At 40.4% G+C, this 21,542-nt stretch carries 24 protein-coding genes; 16 read left to right on the top strand and 8 right to left on the bottom strand.

What is annotated here, in order from left to right; translation table 11 throughout:
- Window positions 1–89 precede the first annotated feature (89 nt).
- Both KJK34_RS04025 and KJK34_RS04020 read left to right on the top strand, forming a co-directional pair.
- A complete protein-coding gene (locus KJK34_RS04025) occupies window positions 90–1,478 on the top strand; it encodes a TlpA family protein disulfide reductase (RefSeq protein WP_223052567.1) in 1,389 nt (462 codons plus the stop codon).
- Between the two features lie 89 nt (window positions 1,479–1,567).
- On the top strand, window positions 1,568–2,578 hold the full coding sequence (locus tag KJK34_RS04020) for an aldo/keto reductase (RefSeq protein WP_223052566.1): 1,011 nt from the start codon (window positions 1,568–1,570) through the stop codon (window positions 2,576–2,578).
- A 162-nt stretch (window positions 2,579–2,740) separates the two neighbouring features.
- On the opposite strand, the gene KJK34_RS04015 is transcribed toward KJK34_RS04020, so the two are convergent.
- A complete protein-coding gene (locus tag KJK34_RS04015) occupies window positions 2,741–3,442 on the bottom strand; it encodes an SDR family oxidoreductase (RefSeq protein ID WP_223052565.1) in 702 nt (233 codons plus the stop codon).
- A gap of 4 nt (window positions 3,443–3,446) precedes the next feature.
- A complete protein-coding gene (locus KJK34_RS04010) occupies window positions 3,447–4,127 on the bottom strand; it encodes a hypothetical protein (RefSeq protein WP_223052564.1) in 681 nt (226 codons plus the stop codon).
- Window positions 4,128–4,315: 188 nt separating this feature from the next.
- Between KJK34_RS04010 and KJK34_RS04005 the strand changes: the two genes are divergently transcribed.
- Window positions 4,316–4,873 carry a helix-turn-helix domain-containing protein gene (locus KJK34_RS04005; RefSeq protein ID WP_223052563.1) on the top strand — a complete coding sequence of 186 codons (558 nt, stop codon included), beginning with the start codon at window positions 4,316–4,318 and terminating at the stop codon, window positions 4,871–4,873.
- Between the two features lie 12 nt (window positions 4,874–4,885).
- A complete protein-coding gene (locus KJK34_RS04000) occupies window positions 4,886–5,332 on the top strand; it encodes a response regulator (protein WP_223052562.1) in 447 nt (148 codons plus the stop codon).
- Here the strand turns inward: KJK34_RS04000 and KJK34_RS03995 are convergent, their stop codons facing one another.
- The gene (locus tag KJK34_RS03995; RefSeq protein ID WP_223052561.1) at window positions 5,333–5,569 is read right to left on the bottom strand and encodes a hypothetical protein; all 237 of its coding nucleotides are present in this window, start codon (window positions 5,567–5,569) and stop codon (window positions 5,333–5,335) included.
- Between the two features lie 227 nt (window positions 5,570–5,796).
- Between KJK34_RS03995 and KJK34_RS03990 the strand changes: the two genes are divergently transcribed.
- From KJK34_RS03990 to KJK34_RS03970, 5 genes are read left to right on the top strand one after another with little or no spacing between them, the layout of a single operon-like run.
- Window positions 5,797–6,234: a response regulator gene (locus KJK34_RS03990; protein ID WP_223052560.1), complete on the top strand. Its 438-nt coding sequence runs from the start codon at window positions 5,797–5,799 to the stop codon at window positions 6,232–6,234.
- 5 nt (window positions 6,235–6,239) lie between these two features.
- The gene (locus KJK34_RS03985) at window positions 6,240–6,827 is read left to right on the top strand and encodes a biliverdin-producing heme oxygenase (RefSeq protein WP_223052559.1); all 588 of its coding nucleotides are present in this window, start codon (window positions 6,240–6,242) and stop codon (window positions 6,825–6,827) included.
- 28 nt (window positions 6,828–6,855) lie between these two features.
- Entirely contained in the window at window positions 6,856–9,126 is a 2,271-nt protein-coding gene (locus KJK34_RS03980; protein WP_223052558.1) for an ATP-binding protein, read from the top strand.
- Entirely contained in the window at window positions 9,126–9,671 is a 546-nt protein-coding gene (locus KJK34_RS03975) for a Crp/Fnr family transcriptional regulator (protein WP_223052557.1), read from the top strand. The genes KJK34_RS03980 and KJK34_RS03975 overlap by 1 nt, the downstream gene beginning before the upstream one ends.
- Window positions 9,672–9,728: 57 nt before the next feature.
- Entirely contained in the window at window positions 9,729–10,265 is a 537-nt protein-coding gene (locus KJK34_RS03970; RefSeq protein WP_223052556.1) for a DinB family protein, read from the top strand.
- Window positions 10,266–10,299: 34 nt separating this feature from the next.
- On the opposite strand, the gene KJK34_RS03965 is transcribed toward KJK34_RS03970, so the two are convergent.
- Window positions 10,300–10,461 carry a hypothetical protein gene (locus KJK34_RS03965; protein ID WP_223052555.1) on the bottom strand — a complete coding sequence of 54 codons (162 nt, stop codon included), beginning with the start codon at window positions 10,459–10,461 and terminating at the stop codon, window positions 10,300–10,302.
- Window positions 10,462–10,671: 210 nt separating this feature from the next.
- On the opposite strand from KJK34_RS03965, the gene fumC reads away from it, so the two are divergent.
- Entirely contained in the window at window positions 10,672–12,072 is a 1,401-nt protein-coding gene (gene fumC / locus KJK34_RS03960) for a class II fumarate hydratase (protein WP_223052554.1), read from the top strand.
- 76 nt (window positions 12,073–12,148) lie between these two features.
- Window positions 12,149–12,646 carry a GNAT family N-acetyltransferase gene (locus KJK34_RS03955; RefSeq protein ID WP_223052553.1) on the top strand — a complete coding sequence of 166 codons (498 nt, stop codon included), beginning with the start codon at window positions 12,149–12,151 and terminating at the stop codon, window positions 12,644–12,646.
- On the opposite strand, the gene KJK34_RS03950 is transcribed toward KJK34_RS03955, so the two are convergent.
- Window positions 12,643–13,341: a DUF1003 domain-containing protein gene (locus KJK34_RS03950; RefSeq protein ID WP_223052552.1), complete on the bottom strand. Its 699-nt coding sequence runs from the start codon at window positions 13,339–13,341 to the stop codon at window positions 12,643–12,645. The genes KJK34_RS03955 and KJK34_RS03950 overlap by 4 nt on opposite strands.
- A complete protein-coding gene (gene corA / locus KJK34_RS03945; RefSeq protein WP_223052551.1) occupies window positions 13,342–14,424 on the bottom strand; it encodes a magnesium/cobalt transporter CorA in 1,083 nt (360 codons plus the stop codon).
- A gap of 71 nt (window positions 14,425–14,495) precedes the next feature.
- Between corA and hutI the strand changes: the two genes are divergently transcribed.
- A complete protein-coding gene (gene hutI / locus KJK34_RS03940) occupies window positions 14,496–15,731 on the top strand; it encodes an imidazolonepropionase (protein ID WP_223052550.1) in 1,236 nt (411 codons plus the stop codon).
- Between the two features lie 192 nt (window positions 15,732–15,923).
- Here the strand turns inward: hutI and KJK34_RS03935 are convergent, their stop codons facing one another.
- A complete protein-coding gene (locus KJK34_RS03935) occupies window positions 15,924–16,277 on the bottom strand; it encodes a hypothetical protein (RefSeq protein WP_223052549.1) in 354 nt (117 codons plus the stop codon).
- A gap of 249 nt (window positions 16,278–16,526) precedes the next feature.
- Between KJK34_RS03935 and KJK34_RS03930 the strand changes: the two genes are divergently transcribed.
- From KJK34_RS03930 to KJK34_RS03915, 4 genes are all read left to right on the top strand, one after another.
- The gene (locus tag KJK34_RS03930) at window positions 16,527–17,708 is read left to right on the top strand and encodes an acetyl-CoA C-acyltransferase (protein ID WP_223052548.1); all 1,182 of its coding nucleotides are present in this window, start codon (window positions 16,527–16,529) and stop codon (window positions 17,706–17,708) included.
- 22 nt (window positions 17,709–17,730) lie between these two features.
- Window positions 17,731–18,087, top strand: coding sequence for a DUF2200 domain-containing protein (locus KJK34_RS03925; protein WP_223052547.1), 357 nt, complete (start codon window positions 17,731–17,733; stop codon window positions 18,085–18,087).
- 123 nt (window positions 18,088–18,210) lie between these two features.
- A complete protein-coding gene (locus KJK34_RS03920) occupies window positions 18,211–18,972 on the top strand; it encodes a C40 family peptidase (RefSeq protein ID WP_223052546.1) in 762 nt (253 codons plus the stop codon).
- A gap of 79 nt (window positions 18,973–19,051) precedes the next feature.
- Window positions 19,052–19,903 carry an alpha/beta hydrolase gene (locus KJK34_RS03915; RefSeq protein WP_223052545.1) on the top strand — a complete coding sequence of 284 codons (852 nt, stop codon included), beginning with the start codon at window positions 19,052–19,054 and terminating at the stop codon, window positions 19,901–19,903.
- Window positions 19,904–19,999: 96 nt separating this feature from the next.
- Here KJK34_RS03915 and hutH read toward each other — a convergent pair whose 3' ends face one another.
- Entirely contained in the window at window positions 20,000–21,508 is a 1,509-nt protein-coding gene (gene hutH, locus KJK34_RS03910) for a histidine ammonia-lyase (RefSeq protein WP_223052544.1), read from the bottom strand.
- Window positions 21,509–21,542 lie beyond the last annotated feature (34 nt).

Here is a 21,542-nt window from a genome sequence, read left to right as displayed (position 1 = left end):
TAGTGGTTAAGCCTAATTTAACTGTATTTTAACAAAGTGAGATGTTTATAAAAAATACTTTTGCTTTTAGACTAATGTTTAAACAATTAATGTATACCACCTACAAAACCTTACTTATATTGCTGGTTATATCAGTTATTGTTGCATCGTGCAGTAACGAAAACAATGACTACAGCGCATACTTTGGAGGTGAGGTACAAAACCCGCGTACCGACTATATTGTTTTAAGCAAAGGGAACGATGTTGTAGATACTATTCCGCTTGATAAGAACAACCGTTTTTTTGTAAAATTTGATTCTCTTCCACCGGGGCTTTATACTTTCAGGCATGAGCCGGAATACCAGTATGTATATTTTGAGAAGAACGACAGCCTGCTAGTTTCTTTGAATGCGGATGATTTTGACCAGTCTATCGTTTTTAGCGGCAGGGGCGACAGGAAAAACAATTTCCTGATGGAGCTTTACCTGATGAACGAAGCCGACAGGAATGACAGCTATCGTATATATGAATATGATTACAGGAAATTTATTGCTGAAATAAATAAATCATATGCAGCACGTGAAGCTTTTTATAAAGAAAGTAAAGAAAAAATTGAGTGGAGCGAGGAGTTCGATTTTTATGCGCAAAACAGGCTAATGTTTAGTCAATACACAAAAAAGGAATATTATCCTTACCTGCATACCTGGCGCACGGGTAATAAAGCATCACTTCCTAAAGATTATTACAGCTACCGCAGCAAAATAGATTACAACAACCCAAAACTACTTCATTTTTCACCATTTCTGCGATATGTAAATGCCATGCTTACCAATATAAGTAATTTTAAGGGGGAACGCGGTAATAATATTGATGAGAACTCGCTTAACGACAACATAGAAAAGCTGCATATAGCAGACTCTGTATTTACAGATGAGAATATCAAGAATGAAATACTTGATAATATTGCATTTGCCTACCTGCTGGAAAACCAAAGCACACAGAATAACAAAAAGTTTATAGATCACTACATTAAACTCTCTACTAATAAAAATAAGGAGAATGAGATAATGAGGCTTGCCGCCTCTATAAAAAACCTTGAAGAAGGTAATGCCTTGCCGCAGGTAACCCTTGTTGATAAATATAACAAGCCCTACACGTTAGACAACACTAAAGGTAAAGAAACAGTTATCTTTTTCTGGACTACCTGTGCACCATCTCACTATAACCAGGCTAACGAGAAAGTATCAGGCCTGAAAAAACAATTTCCTGATATTAACTTTATAGCAATTAACGTAGATGAAATGTCTGACTGGGTTGATGCCGTAAAAAACCTGACCTGCAAAGATATTATACAACTCCGGGCAGATGACTTTAACCTGCTGCGGAAAAAGTGGGCTATAAACCAGCTTAACCGCACCATTATACTAAATGCCGACGGCACCATCAAAAACGGCTTTACCAACCTTACCGACGACCGCTTTGCCGATAATCTTAATTGATTGATTTTTGCAACTTTCTGTTTGATAGTTGCTAATCAAAATGCGCCTGTACCTTCTAATTTTGTATATCATCAAAATATAAAAGCTATATGAAATACAATTATTTAGGCAACACAGGACTATTAGTATCAGAGCTTTGCTTTGGTACTATGACTTTTGGCAGCCAGGGCATGTGGAAGGTACTTGCAGGTGTACAGCAGGACGAGGTGAACAGCCTTGTTAAAACCGTAGCCGATTCGGGCATAAACTTTTTTGATACTGCAAATGTTTACTCATTAGGAGAATCAGAAACCCTTCTGGGCAATGCCATTAAATCTTTAGGGCTAAACCGTAACGAACTTGTTATTGCCACAAAAGTAAGGGGCACAATGGGTGAAGGCCCTAATGAGCAGGGATTATCACGCTATCATATTTTTTATTCTGTAGAAGACAGCCTTAAGCGCCTTCAGCTTAGCCACATTGACATTTTATATGTTCATGGTGTAGATGCAAGGACTCCTGTAGAAGAAACCATGCGGGCACTGAACGACCTTGTAGTATCAGGCAAAGTGCGCTATATAGCCGTTTGCAATTGGCCGGCATGGATGGTTATGAAGGCACAGGGTATAGCCGAAAAGAACGGCTGGAACAAGTTTATAGGGCTGCAATACTTCTATTCGCTTGCAGGCCGTGATATTGAACGTGAAATAGTACCCATGGCAGAAGACCAGAACCTGGGCATAATGCCGTGGAGCCCGCTTGCCGGGGGTTTCCTTTCAGGCAAATATACCCGCGAAAATGAATCTGCTGAAGGACGCCGCGCTAATTTTGATTTCCCTCCGGTAAACAAAGAAAAAACTTTTGACATCATAGATGTTATTTCAGAAATAGCCGGTGCGCATAATGCTACTACAGCACAGGTAGCCCTTGCATGGGTAAGGATACAAAAAGGCATTACCAGCACCATTATAGGGGCTAAGAACGAAAAGCAGCTACAGGACAACCTTAAATCGGTAAGCATAACCCTATCTGAAGAAGAGCTTACCCGTATTGATGCTGTAAGCGCGCTTACTAAAGAATACCCGCAGTGGATGGTTGAGCGCCAGGCATACGGCAGGTAAAATACAGTATTTAAGATTAAAGGGGCTGTTTCAAAAGTGTCATTCTGAACGAAGCGATAGCGAAGTGAAGAATCTTAAATAATTGATTTAATTAAGATTCCTCCTATCCTCGGAATGACAAAATGCTGGTAAAAGCACTTTTGAGACAGCCCCTTTTGTTTTTTACCAGGGGTTAGTAGCCCATACAGAGGTATCGGGTATAAAACCTGTATCGCGCATGGTGAGCATACATGCTATTGTGTGTGCTATATCTTCAGGCTTGAGCTTATTCTCTTCATTTTTAATTTCAAAACCCGACTTTGTCATAAAATCGGTTATAACCTCGCTTGGGTTAACCTGCATTACCCGCACGTTGTAAGGGCGTAATTCGGCGCGCCAGCATTCCGTTAAGCCCGATACGGCAAACTTACTTGCAACATAGGCAGAACCGTTGGCAAAACCTTTTAATGCAGCCGTAGAGCCTATATTGATGATGTTGCCATACTTTTGTGCCTTAAACTGTTCGGCAGCGAGCTTGCCTGCCATAAAATACCCTTTTACATTAACCTCCCACACTTTTGTAAAATCATCGAGTGTAGTATCCGTTAAAGCAGAGAACTGCCCTATACCTGCATTATTGATAAGTACATTTATGCCGCCCATTTTACCAATTGCAAAGTCAAAAAGCGCTTTAATTTCAGCTTCGGTGGTAACATTTGCCTTAATACCGTGTGCCCCGGTTTCTTTTGCCGCACGCTCAACTTTAGTATTTTCGGTACCGCAAATAACCACATCGGCACCTTTGCTTTTAAGCAGCCTTGCTGTTTCTAAACCAATACCGCCTGTTGCGCCTGTTATTACTACTTTGGCATCTTCTAAATTCATGATGTTATTGTGTTTTTTGTTGTGTATTTTCATTGATAAGGTAAATGTACTGAAACATGCAAAAAGCCGCAACAGCCCCAAACACATGCCATAAAAAATGAGTACCGGCACTAAACCAACCCCAGCCATCGGCAACCCTGAAGGTTAATGCCAGCATAAAAGCCACGAGTGCAAACCCTACCCATTTGCCATTGACAAATTTCGATTTTATAAGGTAAGCCGTTACAGGCAGCAGCACAATGCCTGCCATTAATGCATAATTAATATTTATAAACAATTGCATATCGCCTTGCTGCATTAGCCTGTTACGGGCATAAAACTGGAAAGCTACATAGAGGACAACCAACAGTAAAGCATAATACCAACGTGTTATTTTTGCCAGGAAATACACCCCGGCCGAAAGGCAAAGCAGCATTATAGGCAGCCAGTCCATCATAATGAAGAAGCTCCACTGCCTTAAACCATGATAAATAGTGCCGCCAATACCGCCGATGTATAAAAGTATTACTGCTACAGATAAAAAAGTATGCTGCCGCCCCCTGCCCCACAGCCTGAACGTCCAGTAGAAGGCTATAAGCAGAAAGAAGCAGGATGTTACTGCATTTAATGGTTCGGGGAAAAAATTATCAAGATTGGTTTCTGTATATAACATACCGCCATCAGGCGGCATTTTATGAATTTGCATATTTATATTTTCTTCTAAAATAATATATTTTCTTACAGGTAAATAAATTTTAACTTATAGAAAACCAGCAGTCTCTATATTGAGGTAAGTTAATATTGCTAACATGCACCAATATCCCTGTAAGAATAAATTAGACGAATGTTAAGAAAAATTGTTATTTTTACTTCCGACAAAAGAAAACGAAAGGGATGGAACTTTACATTAAATATAATATTGACGTGATGTGTAAAGTTCTTTTGCAGCAGCAGCTTGATAAATTTAATATAAACTGCGTGGTAACTGAACCGGGTTATGTAAAATTCAGGGAAAATATCCCGATGGATACATACAAAAAATTCATTGCATCTTTAAGCGAGTTTGGTATTGAGATAGTAGATAACCAGAAAAGTATTTTGGTACAGAAAATAAAGAATGTTATTATAGAAATGGTATATGCCGATAAGGGCCTGCAGTCTATGAAAATATCTACTTATCTTTCTGAAAAACTTAACGAAAGCTACAGGACACTATCACAGGTATTCTCTGAAGTAACATTCATATCAATAGAAAATTTTATAATACTCCATAAAATCGAAAGGGTTAAGCAATTACTCCTTACAGAGAATTTGTCGCTGACCGAAATATCGTTCATGATGAACTACAGCAGCGTAGCCTACCTTTCGCAGCAGTTTAAAAACATAACAGGTGTTACCCCTACTTCATTCCAGAAAATAATGAAGCAAAAAAGATACTCAGAAGCTACTTAATTAATATAAATAATGCGTCCCAGCCCTTTACATATACTGCTTGCAGATGACGACGAAGATGACAGGTTATTTTTCAAAGAAGCATTTGAAGAAGTAAAAGTCCAGCATAGTATTACGCCATTTATAAATGGGGTAAAGTTAATGGATTACCTTAATGACCAGCACAATCCGCTGCCGGATATGATATTTCTTGACCTGAATATGCCAATGAAATCGGGTATGGAATGCCTTCGTGAAATACGAAAAAACAAGCGTCTTAAAAATCTGTCTGTAGCTATATACTCCACTTCATCTTCAGATCTGGATATAGAAGAAACTTTTGTAGCAGGCGCCAATGTTTATATTAAAAAGCCGAATGATTTCGGTGATCTGAAAAAGGTACTAAGCCATGTGGTGCATATAAACTGGCAGTATATACTAGACGGGCTCAACAAAGACAGCTTTATTTTAAGCGTTTAATTATATTTCCCTGTTAAATGTGTTATTGCGCCTTAAAAACCTGATTTTCTTTAAGAGCCCCATGTTCTCGGGCAGGGCAATTATAATGCCTACAAAACTGTTGCAGAGCAGTAATACAAGCAGTATAATGTATATCAATTCATTTACATCTTCAAACACCGGAACAAGATCCTGCATTAAAAAGTAAGCTGCTGCAATAAAACCTGTTACAGAAACTATTAACAGGCCCGTTTTCATCTTCCAATTCATTAAAAAGTCAGTTATATTGTGGCTTAACTGCAAAAATAATATTAGCCATAAAGAGAGGTTTTATAATATTCTACATTTTGTGTTATAAATTAACAGTGTTTTATTAAGAATTGTTTAAGCCTCAACTACTCATAAATATATCATAATATTGGAATTAGCACACTATTTTAAGCTTTTTTTAAATATATTTGTTACTAATCTCAAAACAAAAAGTAATGAACACCAAGTTCACGATATTTTACACTGATGATGACCAGGATGATTTGGAGTTCTTCAGAGAGATAGTTGATATTATTGATGATAATATAGAAGTTATAACCCAGACTAACGGGCAACAACTTATGCATGCTCTTGATAATCCACCACCAAATCCTTACCTCATCTATTTAGACCTGAACATGCCGGGGCTGAACGGCCTGGAAATTTTAAAGCGTGTAAGATCTTCATCTTCACACAATAAACTTCCTGTTATCATATTTTCAACCTCTAAAGACGAAATTACAATAGAACGCACAAGGCAGCTTGGCGCAAGCTATTACCTGCCTAAAACCGGTATATTCGAAAATCTTAAAAAGTCGATTGAGCATACGCTTAAAATGGACTGGGCCGGATTTATACCCAACAAAACTAATTTTGTTTATAATTTCAGTTGATATTAATGAAGGATGCCCTGTTAACCGAAACCTTTTTGCAAAGGTTGCGAAATACGACTGCCCAATCTCATGAGGCGCTTGAGAGCCTGCCTCTTTCAAAAAGAATAATTGATCCCGCGGTAACAAAATCTGAATATACTGCTTACCTCTCGTTGATGTACAGTGTGATTCGCGATACAGAAACAGTTATTTTCCCTTTACTTGAAAACACGGTACCAGACTTACAATCAAGGCGTAAAGCAGCAGCACTTGAAGTAGATCTTGTATTTCTTGGTGCTGCACTGCCGCATGCGCACAGCCCTTTAAAAAATGCTGCTCAGTCCGGTAATGTTGCATTTGCACTTGGCGTGATGTATGTTGTAGAGGGCTCATCCCTCGGGGGAAGGGTAATCTACAAAAATATAGAGTCTTCGCTGGGATATAACGAATCAGGCGGAGCGGCTTATTTTGCAGGTTACGGCGGCAGCACCGGAAGCAAATGGAAAAGTTTCATAGAAGTACTTACCCGCTATGCTGATGAGCACGGATGTGAAGACGAAATTATTGCAGGCGCCAATTTTGCATTTGATGCAATTAAAGATCATTTAAGTTAGTTTCCCCCTCAACAGCTTTTATTTATCTATGAAGATTAAGGATATTGTAAACAGAGATATTGTAAACCTTACAAACTGCGAGCAGGAGCCTATACATATACCCGGCAGTATTCAGCCGCACGGTTTTCTTGTGGCATTTAAAGAAGATAATTTTTTAATAGACTTTTGCAGTGCTAACAGCAAAGACTATACAGGCTTAAGCCATACCGATATACTTGGCAAAAGCTTTACCGAAGTTTTTGGTGAAGATGCTATCCAAAAGCTTCAAAAATATGTAGCGGACGATTTAATGCTGTCTTCTACCCTGCTGAGGCTGGAACTAAAAGGGAAATTATATTTATGTACACTCCACAAAAGCAATGGTGTTTTTATATTAGAGGCCGAGCCTGAAGATGCTGATCCGCAAAAGGTTAGTGAGGTATACGACCAGACGTCACAATTCCTTAGTTATATGCATGACACGCATACGCTTAAACAGCTATGCGACCTGGTTGCCAAAGGCACCCGCAAAATTACGGGTTATGACCGTGTAATGATTTACCGTTTTGACAAAGATTATAATGGTGAAGTATTTGCCGAGAGCTGCCGTGAAGATCTTGAGCCTTTTTTGGGGCTGCATTATCCGCATACCGATATTCCGGCACAGGCAAGGGAACTCTATATTAAAAACCTTTTACGGCTTATAGCAGATGTAAATTATACTCCTGTACCCATTTATACCATAGACGACACTCCGGCAGGTAAAAATTTAGATTTAAGCCTTTCGGTGCTTCGCAGCACATCGCCTATCCACGTACAGTATCTTCATAACATGGGGGTTTGCGCAACCTTAACCATATCGCTAATATATAAAAAGCGTTTGTGGGGCCTTATAGCATGCCACCATTATTCACCAAAAAACCTGAGCCCGGAGGTGCGACTTGCCGCACAGCTACAAGGGCACTTTATAACATCGCAGATAGATTTAAGGCAATCTAACGAAGAGTATGAAATTGCCCGAAAAGCATCTGCATCGCTTGATAAGGTTAACAGCTTTTCACTCAGCAACCAGAACGACTTTAAAAAGCTGGTAGAAAACCAAAGCTTGTTGCAGCTTTGCAATGCTGCAGGCGTAGCAATAGTTTTTAACGGTGCAGTATATAAAAGCGGGGTTGCGCCAACAGAAGATGATGTGCAGCATTTAGCAAATTATTTTGCTGCTTTTACCGGGAACAGCAGTTTCAGCACCCACAAACTGATTGAAACATTACCTGATTACCAGAACCTTTGCACCAAAACTTCGGGGCTTATCTACCATTCACTTAATATGGACAACAACAACTGTATTATGTGGTTCAGGCCCGAAACCAAAACAGAGGTTAACTGGGGCGGAGATCCATCAAAATCCATAATTAAAGATGAAAAAGGATTATCACCGCGCAGGTCATTCGAACTTTGGAAAGAAATAGTAGATTGTACTGCCAAACCGTGGCTGGAGCCGGAACTGGAAACAGCTCAGGCGTATGCCTACAGCCTGCAGAAACAGATTAACCTGCTAATAATAACACAGGAGGAAGAAAAGTACAGAAAACTGAGCGAGCTATTAAGGGAAACCAATTCAGAACTTGAGAACATTAACTGGATTAGCACGCACGACCTGCAGGAGCCGCTGCGCAAAATTCAGCTTATTTCTTCGCGCCTGCTTAGCAAAGAAGATAAGATACCCGATAGCGTACAGGACTCTATAATTCGCATGAATGCATCTGCCAGCAGGATGCAGACACTGCTAATAGATATTTTAAAATATACAAGGCTTAAACATACAGAAGATTCTTTTGAGAACGTTAACCTTAATGAACTTTTAGATGAGGTTAAAGCAGATTTACCTGAAGCGTTGGGAGATGTGCCGGCAGATATTATAGTGGAAGATTTACCAAAAATTCATGGTATCCCTTTCCTGCTTAAGCAGCTCTTCTCTAACCTGATAGCAAATTCTATAAAATATGCATCGCCGGAGAGGCATCCTGTAGTAAAGATAAGGGCGGAAGAAAACCTTATGAGCTACAGCCCTGCTGACAGTAACTTATATCAGGTAATTTATGTTGAAGATAATGGTATTGGCTTTGAGCAACAGTTTGCAGGCTCTATATTCAATATATTTACAAGGTTGCACTCCGCTTCAGAATATAAGGGTTCAGGTGTAGGGCTGGCGCTCTGCAAAAAAATCATGCAAAATCATAAAGGCTATATAAAGGCTTCGGGAAAGCCCGGAGAAGGCGCTACCATAAGTATTTATTTCCCCGTTAGTGATACCCTGTAATGGATGTTACCGCATTACTTTTAAAACACATTGAAGGCTACAGCAAGCCCCTGTGGCAGGATACAGAACTTGTTTTAAAGCGCGGCGACTTTTTGAGTGAGCAGGGAAAAGCAGATACCAATATATACTTCGTTACTGAAGGTGCACTGCACCTGTATCACGAAACCAATGCGGGCAGCAATACCATACGCTTTGCCTATAATAATTCGCTTTTTGCCCTGCTTGACAGCCTTATTACAGGTAACCCCACCGCATATACCGTAGAGGCTATCCGGAAGACAAAGTTGAGGGTAATGCATGGTGATGATTTCATGGAATTTATAAACAGCAGCACAGAAACTTTAAAGCTTTGGAATACTATTTTATCATACACGGTTATTGCCCAGCTTGAACGGGAGACCGACCTATTGAACCCCTCTCCAAAAGAAAGATATGAAAAAGTATTAAGGCGTTCTCCACAACTTTTTAAGGAGATACCTCACAAGTATATCGCTGCATACCTGCGCATGGCACCCGAAACACTTTCGCGCCTGCAAAAATCTTGACGTGAGTCAATATCTGTTAAACTTGATTGAAGGAAATTTGTAAGCAAATCATCAATCATGAAAACAGACAGTTATTTACTCTTAAACGAACTCAAGGAAATCACCAAACAAAACCTGCAACACGCTACAGGGTTTCAATCTTTAAGCAACGAAAAGCTTAACTACAAGCCTTCACCACAAAGCTGGAGCATACTGCAATGCCTTGAACACCTCAACTACTACGCAGCGTTCTATTACCCGCATTTAGAGAAAAATATTCTTGCATCAACTGCTGAAGCAGAAACTTTTAAGAGCGGATTTTGGGGTAACTATCTCGTAAAAATTGTTATCCCTAGTGGTAATTCCAAAAAAATGAAAACCTTTAAAAGCATGGATCCATCCCGTTCGGTTTTATCTGCGGATGTCTTAGAACGTTTTATAGAAAGTCAGGAAGAAATGCTGGATTTTATTGATTGGGCTTACAAAATAAACCTGAATAAAGGAAAGATACCCGTAACATTTACTAAGCTAATTAAGCTAAAAACATGCGATGCATTGCGGTTTATGGTTTACCACAACAAAAGGCATATTACCCAGGCGTTACGGTTAGTTTAATTGGAAAATAAAAAAGCTGCATTTGCAGCTTTTTTTATACCTGTTGGTTATTTTTATTTCGTTTCTCTTTTATAAGTTCTAAGGTTGCTCCTCCAACCCAGTAGAATACAAAACTTACAAGGAACATCATCAGCCAGAAGCCTATAGTAAGTATAGTTAAGAAAGCTAAAAATCCTAAGTATTGACCAAATTCCATTTTTCCGAGTTTTAAACTTCGCCAAAGATAAGCGTAAAAATTTTTATAACCAATAAATATGCAGCAAAAACCTTAAATTAATTAACAAAATCATTTTTTAAACGGGCGCATTATCCTTAATTTTGACAGGCTTTAAAAAACTGCCTGCTCATGTGCAGTACCTTAGCTGTAAAACGTACAAACAAATACAACAAATAAACATTCTTTACAATGGAATACAGGATTGAAAAAGACACCATGGGTGAAGTGAAAGTCCCTGCTGACAAGTATTGGGGCGCACAAACCGAACGTTCCCGCAATAACTTTAAAATTGGCGCTCCTGCCTCTATGCCGAAAGAAATCATAGAAGGCTTTGCTTATCTTAAAAAAGCTGCTGCCTATGCCAACCATGATCTTGGCGCACTATCGGCTGAAAAGCGCGATGCAATAGCACAAGTGTGTGATGAAATACTGGAAGGCAAGCTTGACGACCAGTTTCCGCTTGTTATATGGCAAACCGGCTCGGGCACGCAAAGCAACATGAACGTAAACGAGGTTGTTGCCAACAGGGCGCAGGTACTTGCCGGCCATAAAATTGGTGAAGGCGAGCCTGTACTTAAAGCCAACGATGATGTAAACAAATCGCAATCGTCTAACGATACCTACCCTACCGGTATGCACATTGCTGCTTATAAGGCTGTGGTAGAAACTACCATACCCGGTGTAGAAAAGCTTCGCGATACACTTAAAGCAAAGAGCGAGCAATTTATGGATGTGGTAAAAATAGGCCGTACACACCTTATGGATGCCACTCCCCTAACCCTTGGGCAGGAGTTCTCAGGTTATGTGGCACAGCTTAACTACGGACTTAAAGCGCTTAAAAACACATTAGCACACCTTAGCGAGCTTGCGCTTGGCGGTACTGCCGTTGGTACAGGGCTTAACACTCCTGAGGGATATGACGTAAAGGTTGCCGAGTATATAGCCAAGTTCACCGGCCTGCCTTTTGTTACAGCAGAGAATAAATTTGAAGCACTTGCCGCACACGATGCTATTGTAGAGAGCCACGGCGCGCTGAAGCAACTTGCTGTTTCGCTGAATAAAATTGCTAACGATATCCGTATGATGGCATCAGGCCCACGCTCCGGTATCGGTGAAATACTGATTCCTGAAAATGAACCTGGATCATCAATTATGCCGGGTAAAGTTAACCCAACACAGTGTGAGGCTATGACAATGGTTTGCGCACAGGTTATGGGTAATGATGTTGCTATAACAATAGGCGGCACACAGGGGCATTATGAGCTTAACGTATTTAAGCCTGTAATGGCAGCTAACTTTCTGCAATCGGCAAGGCTTATAGGCGATGCATGTGTATCTTTTGATGAGCATTGCGCACAGGGCATAGAGCCAAACCACGGCAGGATTAAAGAACTTGTAGATAACTCTTTAATGCTTGTAACGGCGCTTAATACCAAAATAGGTTACTACAAGGCGGCAGAAATAGCACAAACAGCACACAAAAACGGCACAACGCTTAAAGAGGAAGCTGTTCGTTTAGGCTATGTATCGCCTGAAGATTTTGATGCATGGGTTAAACCTGAAGATATGGTTGGTTCACTAAAGAGATAATCATTGTTAATCCCATATATAAGGCTGCCATTCGGCAGCCTTTATTTTTTATTTTTGCTCCATTATCATACTTTATATGGAAGCTACTATTCGTACTGCCACAGAAGCAGACCTGTCCGCCATACTCCGCATAATGAACCATGCAATATTACACACAACGGCAGTTTATGATTATGAGATAAAAGATGAGGCTTTTATAAACAACTGGTTTGCAGAAAAACAGCGCAGCAATTACCCTGTAATAGTAGCAACAACTGATAGCGAAATTGCCGGTTACGGCAGCTATGCACAGTTTAAAGCCAAAGACGGCTATAAATTTTGTGTAGAACATTCTGTGTATGTTGCAGAAGAATGGCAGGGAAAAGGTATAGGTAAATTATTGCTTTCAGCATTAATAGACAGTGCTAAAGCACAAGGCATGCACAACATGGTTGGACTTATAGATGCCGATAATACCATTAGCATTGCACTCCATAAAAAACTTGGTTTTACAGAGGCCGGGCTGTTACAGCAGGCGGGCTTTAAGTTTAACCGTTGGCTTAATGTGCAGTTTATGCAACTGCTGCTGGACTAAATTTTCTTTTCGAGCCTTGCTAAAATATCATTCATCATGTCTATCTGCACACGCTGAATTTCTATTAGTGCCTGTTCCTGGTGCAGTATTAAATGGTCAATTTTTTCATGCAGCATACGCACCTCAAGCTCTGATTTCAGGTTAACAAGGTAATCGTTCTTTGCCCTTTCCCTGTCCTTTTCTTCCTGCCGGTTCTGGCTCATCATAATAACAGGTGCCTGCAGGGCTGCAATGCATGACAGTATCAGGTTAAGCAGTATAAACGGGTAAGGATCGAAACCTTTATTGGCAAGGAAAGCTACATTTATCGCTATCCAGAGCAGCAGGAAGCACATAAACGAAATTATAAACGTCCAGCTGCCACCAAAGGTTGCAACCCTGTCGGCTATGCGTTGCCCAAAGGTTAGCTGCTGCATCTCATCTTCGAGCTTGTCGGTAAGCAGTGTTTTATTTTTAAGTGCCTCCAGCACTCTGTTCTCCATAACCGAAAGGTCGCCCATCTCCTTGACAAGAAAATCGGTAATATATTGCTCCCTGTAACGGTTAAGCTCACTCATGGCAAGACTGCAATTTTCATCAAATCCCGGATTTTCCTGTTTAATAACATCAAGTATAGGCGTGCGAACCAGTTTGCCGCTTATACGCTCACGATCAGGAAACTCTTTGCCGGATATATCACTAACGAATGTTTTCATTTAAAACCAGTCTTTAATTTTAAAGTATATTACCATGACCATAGTTATTAGTGCCATTGCGCCCAAAGCGTAGTAGTAGCCGTTTTCAGTATGAAGCTCGGGCATATTCTGGAAATTCATACCATAAACGCCAACTATAAAAGTAATGGGCATAAAGATAACCGAGAAAATGGTAAGCGTTTTCATTATCTGGTTCATCCGCTGGCTTTGTGCCGAGTAGTGGTAATTAGAAACACTTTCCAGCGAATTAAGGTCATAATCTACCTGGTCTAAAAGCTCAAGGCTTTTTTGGTACAGCCTTGCAAAATAGGAACGGCTGGTTTTGTGTATGCCTTCATACTGGTCGTCGTCCTGTATATTCTTTAAATTATACAAAGCATCTTTAAGCGGTAAAATACTTCGTTTAAGATAGCTGAGGTTTTCACGCAACTTTTCCACTTTGGCAATTATATCCGCTTTATAGTTTTTCTTTGCTTCTGCGCCAAGTTCTTCTATATTGCCTTCAAATTTTTCTATGGTAATGAAAAAGTTTTCCATTATAGCGTCAAGCATCAAAAAAAGCAGGTAATCGTTTTTTCTTTTTCGTATTACCCCCGTACCCGTACGGATGCGTTCGCGGATGTGGGTAAAATAATCACTCTTCTTTTCCTGGAACGAAATCAGCAGGTCATCCTTTAATAAAAAGCTTATCTGTTCTGTTTTTATGCTTCCCTCCTCTTCTTCAGGCAGTACTGATTTAACACTGAAAAACAATACATCATCAAGGTCTTCTACGCGTGTGCGGTGAGAAGTATTCAGAATGTCGTCTATAACATAAGTATGTACGTTAAGGCTTTCCCCAATGCTGCGGATAAGCTCTACATTATGAAGCCCGTGAACATTAAGCCATTTTACTTCTTCTGCCCCCTGATTAGCAAGGCATTTCCGCACTGCCTGCTCATGCCCTACGTTTTTAAGCTCTTCATATCTGTTTTCATTATATACAAAAAGCTGCATTTCTACAGGCACAGTTTTATGCATGCCGGTATATTCAAGATTATTGGGCTGCAGCTTGCGTACTTTCTTATACTTTATTTTTTTCACCTTGCATTTGTTTCCCTAAATATAGGAGTTTTTTAAAATCAATTCTATTTTTACAAAAAGTTTACAACCGGATGAAAATACTCATTAAAAATATTAAGGAATTACTACAAATACGCGGAGCGGAAACCATAAAAGTTTCAGGCGCTGAAATGGCAGTTTTGCCAAAACTGGAAAATGCATGGCTATTGGTAGAAGACAACATAATTGCTGATTTCGGCACAATGGAGGATGTGCCGCAGGTAAATGCTGATACCGTTATAGATGCAACAGGAAAAACAGTATTACCAACGTGGTGCGACAGCCATACCCATATTGTGTATGCCGGGAACCGCGAGCAGGAATTTGCAGACCGCATTAACGGACTGTCTTATGAAGAAATAGCTGCACGCGGCGGCGGCATATTAAACTCTGCTAAAAAGCTTAATGAAACGAGCGAGGAAGAGCTTTATGAACAATCGCGGGTGCGTTTGGAAGAAGTAATGCAGCTTGGCTCCGGTGCTGTAGAGATAAAGTCAGGTTACGGGCTAACAGTTGAAGGTGAAATTAAAATGCTGAGGGTTATAAAACGCCTGCGCGAAAACTATCCGGTAGCCATCAAAGCCACTTTTTTGGGAGCACATGCTTTTCCGTCTGAATTTAAGGAAGATCACAGTGGTTATATTGATTTGATAATAAACGATATGCTGCCCAAAATTGCAGAGGAAAAGCTGGCAGATTATATTGATGCCTTTTGTGAAACAGGTTATTTCTCTGTCGAAGAGACAGAGCGAATTATGCAAGCGGGCAAAGAATATGGCTTACATGCAAAAATTCATGTTAACCAATTTACTGCTATAAATGGTATAGAAGCGTGTGTTAAACATGAAGCATTAAGCGTTGATCATTTGGAGATTGTAACCGATGAAGACATCGAAGCTCTGAAAGGTACAGATACAATGCCTGTTGCATTGCCCACCTGCTCATTTTTTATAAGCATTCCTTACACTCCTGCGCGCAAAATGATAGCGGCAGGATTGCCGATTGCGCTTGCTACCGATTTCAATCCTGGCACAACACCCTCCGGCAATATGAACCTTGTTGTGGCTACAGCATGCATTAAAATGAAAATGACACCTGAAGAGGCCATAAATGCGGCGACCCTAAACGGGGCCTATGCAATGGGACTATCGGCCACACATGGCAGTATTACCAAAGGCAAACGCGCCAACCTTATCATTACAAAACCATTGTCATCCTACTACCAGTTGCCATATGCTTTTGGCAGTAACCTCATTGACAGTGTCATTATAGAAGGAAACCTGATATAAAAATACCATAAAAAAACACCCGCATTAAATGCGGGTGTTTTCTGCAATAGTTTCGGGGGTCAACCTAAAATAATAAATGAAACGAAGTATTAAACCACTATCGTAAAGGTAAAGCACCTCATAAGTAATTATTTATACTATTACCCGCATATTTTACAAGATTAAACAAAATCTATCAGTGTAAAATTAAACTTATGCGGTTGGCGCTGTTAAATCTGTTAATTGCAGTAGTACAGAATGCTTGTTTACAGAGTGTACTTTTGCGCCTGCTTCCCTTTTAAAGATTTTATTGTAAATAAAACGGTTTTTAATAATTCCAAGCCTGTCTTTTAAGTCGGCTGACCTTGTAGAAAATACATCTACCTCATTACGTTCGGGATGCGCAATAAGCTCCACCTGCTCTCCGGGCCTCAGGTCAAGGTCGTGCAGCAGTTTGGCATCCGACTCAATTTTTATCAGTTCTTTTGTTGGTTCTTTTTTATACTTGCCTACCAGGTAAACTACAAGCAGCACAACAATTCCTATGGCTATAATGGTTCCGAACATAACTTAATTTTTAATGGTTAGATTATAAAATTACAAAACCAAGTGCCGTGGCTGCCTTAAGCTAATGCCAAACATTTTTTAAAATAAGTGTGTTGTGTTTAGTAGTAATAATTTTACATACAATGAATAACAAAAATGAGCCATTATTAAAAAAATTGATACTTATCAATATTTTTTTAAATAGTTTGTTTTTATAAGCGGTAAAAATCAGTAATTTCGCAACATCAACCGTAATAACACAGTTTTAAAATGAACAATAAAAAAGTAGTTATAGTATCTGCAGCGCGCACGCCGATAGGCAGTTTTATGGGAGCATTATCAACTGTTCCGGCTTCTCAACTCGGGGCTGCTGCAATTAAAGGAGCGCTTAATAAAATAAACCTTGATGGCAACCTTGTTCAGGAAGTGCTTATGGGTAACGTAGTTCAGGCAGGTGTTGGCCAAGCCCCTGCAAGGCAGGCTTCAAGACATGCCGGGCTTCCTGACAGTGTTGTGGCTACTACAGTAAACAAAGTATGTGCATCGGGCATGAAAGCTGTTATGCAGGGCGCACAAAGCATTATGTGCGGCGATGCTGATGTTGTGGTTGCCGGCGGTATGGAAAGCATGAGCCTTATCCCGCATTATGTTCAGATGAGGAACGGCAGCAAATTTGGGCCTGTTACCATGATTGACGGATTACAGAAAGACGGCCTTACCGATGCTTATGATAATAATGCAATGGGCGTTTGTGCCGACCTTTGTGCAACAGAATATAAAATTAGCCGCGAAGAGCAGGATAACTTTGCAATAGAATCTTACCAGCGTTCTGCCCGTGCGTGGGATGAAGGTAAATTTGATAACGAAGTGGTTCCTGTAGCGGTACCTCAGCGCAAAGGCGACCCGGTAATGGTAACTAAAGATGAGGAATATACCAATGTTAAGCTGGACAAAATCCCTTCATTAAATGCTGTTTTTACTAAAGAAGGTACTGTAACTGCTGCAAATGCTTCTACCATAAACGATGGTGCGGCAGCGCTTGTACTTATGAGTGAGGAAAAAGCTAACGAGCTTGGACTTAAGCCGCTTGCTTACATTAAAGGCTATGCCGATGCAGAACAGGAGCCAAAATGGTTCACTACATCTCCTGCTAAAGCATTACCAAAAGCACTTGAAAAGGCAGGTATCACCAAAGAAGATGTTGATTTCTTTGAATTTAATGAGGCATTCTCTGTAGTGGGTATTGCCAATACTAAAATTCTTGGATTAGATCCCGCTAAAGTAAATGTAAATGGTGGTGCTGTATCACTTGGGCATCCACTTGGCTGCTCGGGCGCAAGGATAATAGTTACCCTGCTGAGTGTACTTGAGCAAAACAATGGTAAAATAGGTGCTGCGGCTATTTGTAATGGCGGTGGCGGCGCATCTGCCATAGTTATAGAAAGGGCATAAATTATAAGTAAGCAGTAAAGCCATGAAAAGTCACGATGAGCGTATGGCAAGTATGACATTTGCCTCAGTTTACCCACACTACCTTGCAAAGGTGGAAAAAAAAGGCAGGACTAAAGAAGAACTGCACCTTGTAATAAACTGGCTTACAGGCTTTACTGATGAAAAGCTGCAACAGCTTATAGATGAAAAAGTGACTTTTGAACAGTTTTTTAATGATGCCGACTTAAACCCGAACAGCAACCTTATAACGGGAGTTATTTGCGGTTATCGTATAGAGGAAATAGAAAATCCTTTAACTAAAAAAGTCAGGTATCTTGATAAACTTGTAGATGAGTTGGCAAAAGGCCGAAAGATGGAAAAGATTTTACGCGAAGCGTAAAACTACCTTGATAACTTATCTTAAAACAACAATAATGATTAGCGTTGCTTACGGAATTAACTACTATATTTGTGGTTAACCCGGAGCAACGTTTTTTAATAACTAATACTATATAAACCCATAATGTTTGGTATTTGTAACCTTGCTATTGTGCCACTGCGACTTGAACCCAGCGACAGAAGCGAAATGACATCGCAGGTACTTTTTGGCGAACACTTTAAAATACTTGAGCAAAACCAAAAATGGTCGCGCATAGCACTTGCTTATGACGGCTACAACGGGTGGATAGATAACAAGCAGTTCAGGAATATATCCGAAACCGAATACGGGCAGCTTGAAAAAGTTCCGGCAGTACTAAATGCCGACCTTATTGAGTATATTACCACTCCCGGAAATCAACTGATGCCCATACCCATAGGCGCATCACTTTCTTTTTTAGACCATCCTTCCATAAATACTGATAATTATACTTTTGAAGGGTTACGTGCTACAGGTGTAAGCGGAAAGCATAATCTTTTGCGTACAGCATTCATGTACCTTAACGCGCCCTATTTATGGGGAGGCAAAACACCTTTCGGGATAGATTGTTCGGGCTTTACACAAATGGTTTATAAGCTAAACGGCTACAAGCTGTTGCGTGATGCTTCACAACAGGCCACACAGGGAGAGGCACTAAGTTTTATAGAAGAAAGCGAAGCGGGAGACCTTGCATTTTTTGATAATGAAGAAGGAGCTATCATACACGTAGGTATTATAATGGAAGACAACTACATTATACATGCCCACGGCAAAGTACGCATTGACAGGCTGGATCATTTAGGCATTTACAATATTGATACCCGCAGGCATACGCACAAACTACGTGTAATTAAAAAGGTTATTTAGTTTGTATTTTATTTAACGATACCGGGCATAGTAATTGTTGTTATATGTATTGATTGTGTACATAACTAACAAAATAACTATGAAAAAGCTACTATTATTACCCCTGCTGCTTTTATTCCTTACTACGGGATGCAGCTCTAATGATGATAACAATTCTGATTTAACAGCGCCTCTTGCAGCCGAAGAGTTGTTTAATGTTGCCTATGGCAGCCATAATCAGCAAAAAATGGATGTGTACCTGCCGGAGAACCGTGATAAAGATACAAAGGTTATTATATTGGTTCATGGCGGCTCCTGGGTAGCCGGGCAAAAAGAGGATATGAATTTTATAATCCCCACAATTAAGTCAGAATTCCCCAATCATGCAATTGTAAATATGAATTACAGGCTGGCCTCTTCACAAAACCCTGCCTACCCTATGCAGATTGACGATATTAAAAGCGTTATAGAGCATCTTGAGGAAAGTGATTATGTATTGTCTGATGACTATGCTTTTGTAGGCATTAGTGCCGGTGGACATTTATCAATGCTTTACAGCTATAAGTATGATACCGATAATGATGTAAAAGCTGTTGTAAACATTGTAGGTCCTGCCGACTTTACCGACCCTGCCTATGCCGAGCATCCACTATACGAGCAATCGGCTATAACATTGCTGGGTACAGCCAACCCTACAGCAGAACAGATTGAGGCATTAAACCCCGTAGCTCACATAACTGCAGAAGCGCCCCCTACCCTTTCTTTTTTTGGCGGGCAGGACCCGTTGATACCCTCAACACAAGGACCTCTGCTTAAAGCTGCGCTGGACGAGGCAGGTGTATATAACGAATATAATTTTTATCCTGATGGCGGGCATGGTGACTGGAATATCCAGATAATGCAGGAAGTCTTTAGCAAGACAATAACATTCCTGTCAGACAGGTTTGAGTAATAATTATCAGATATATATTTGAATTCCATTTCGGGCGAAACAAAGTAAGCGAGAAATCTGATTTTCCCGATTACGCCCGAAATGGAATTTCTTTATTTATTCAAATACACTTTCGTCAAGCTCTAAATGCTGTATAAATGCAATGGTATTTTCTATATCATAATGCAGTATCCTGTCTTCCTCAACAAGCGGAACTTCCTCCCTGTACGATTTTATAAACGACTCTATAAATTCGCTTGATTTCAGCGGCCTCCTGAACTCAATTGCCTGGCTGGCATTCATAAGCTCTATGGCAAGTATGCGCTCCAGGTTGTCAATTACCTTAAGTGCCTTTGTTGCTGCATTAGCACCCATGCTTACATGGTCTTCCTGCCCGTTAGATGATACTATGCTGTCAACACTTGCAGGAGTAGCCAATTGTTTGTTCTGGCTCACAATGCTTGCAGCCGTATATTGCGGAATCATAAACCCTGAGTTCAATCCCGGGTTGCTCACTAAAAACGGTGGTAAGCCGCGCAGGCCTGATATAAGCTGATAGGTACGCCTTTCGGATATGCTGCCAAGCTCGGCAAGGGCAATAGCTAAAAAGTCAAGCGCAAGGGCAAGCGGCTGCCCGTGAAAGTTACCTCCCGATATTATTTCGTCGCTGTCAATAAAAATGTTCGGGTTATCGGTAACAGAGTTTATCTCGGTTCGGAATACTTTCTTTACGTAATCTATCGCATCTTTGCTGGCGCCATGCACCTGTGGTATGCAACGGAAAGAATAGGGGTCCTGCACATGCTTTTTATGCTGCGCAATAATTTCACTGCCCTCTAAAATTTCGTTCATACGCTTAGCGGTAACTATCTGTCCTTTGTGTGGCCTTATCAGGTGTATAAGCTCATTAAAAGGTTCTATCCTGCCGTCAAACCCCTCTAACGAAACAGCTCCTATCACATCTGACAGGTAACTCAGCTTAATTGATTTGATGAGTATATGTACCCCATATGCCGCCATAAACTGTGTGCCATTGAGCAGGGCAAGCCCTTCTTTCGATTTAAGCACAACCGGCTCCCAACTCATTTTAGAAAGTACCTTGTTAGCAGGCTGCCTGAAACCGTCGGCATAAACTTCGCCTTCGCCAAGCAGTGGCAGCGAAAGATGTGCCAGTGGTGCAAGGTCGCCCGAAGCACCAAGCGAACCCTGTGTGTAAACAATGGGCAGTATATCATTATTATAAAATTCGATGAGCCTTTCAACAGTTTGCAACTGTACGCCCGAATTACCATAGCTGAGCGACTGTATTTTAAGCAGCAGCATTATTTTAACAATAGCCAACGGTACTTCTTCACCCGTGCCGCAAGCGTGCGATTTTACAAGGTTTTCCTGTAGTTTGGAAAGATTGTCATTAGAAATTTTTACATTATACAAAGAACCGAAACCTGTATTAATACCATAAATGGGCTCGCTGTGTTCCTTCATTTTTTCATCAAGATAGGTGCGGCACTTTTCAATGTTTACCCTTGCTTCTTCAGAGAGTGCCAGTTTTTTATCCTGTGTAATTATATCTTTCAGTATTTCAAGCGATAGTATTTCGGAACTAATGTAATGTATGGTTTCCATTTTATGAATTGTTTGACAGGTCAAAATTCCTTAA

Source organism: Flavobacterium coralii (genome assembly GCF_019891545.1).
Lineage (GTDB): Bacteria > Bacteroidota > Bacteroidia > Flavobacteriales > Flavobacteriaceae > Flavobacterium > Flavobacterium coralii.
The sequence above is the reverse complement of the archived record's forward strand: the minus strand, read 5'-3'. Positions and strand labels throughout refer to the sequence as shown.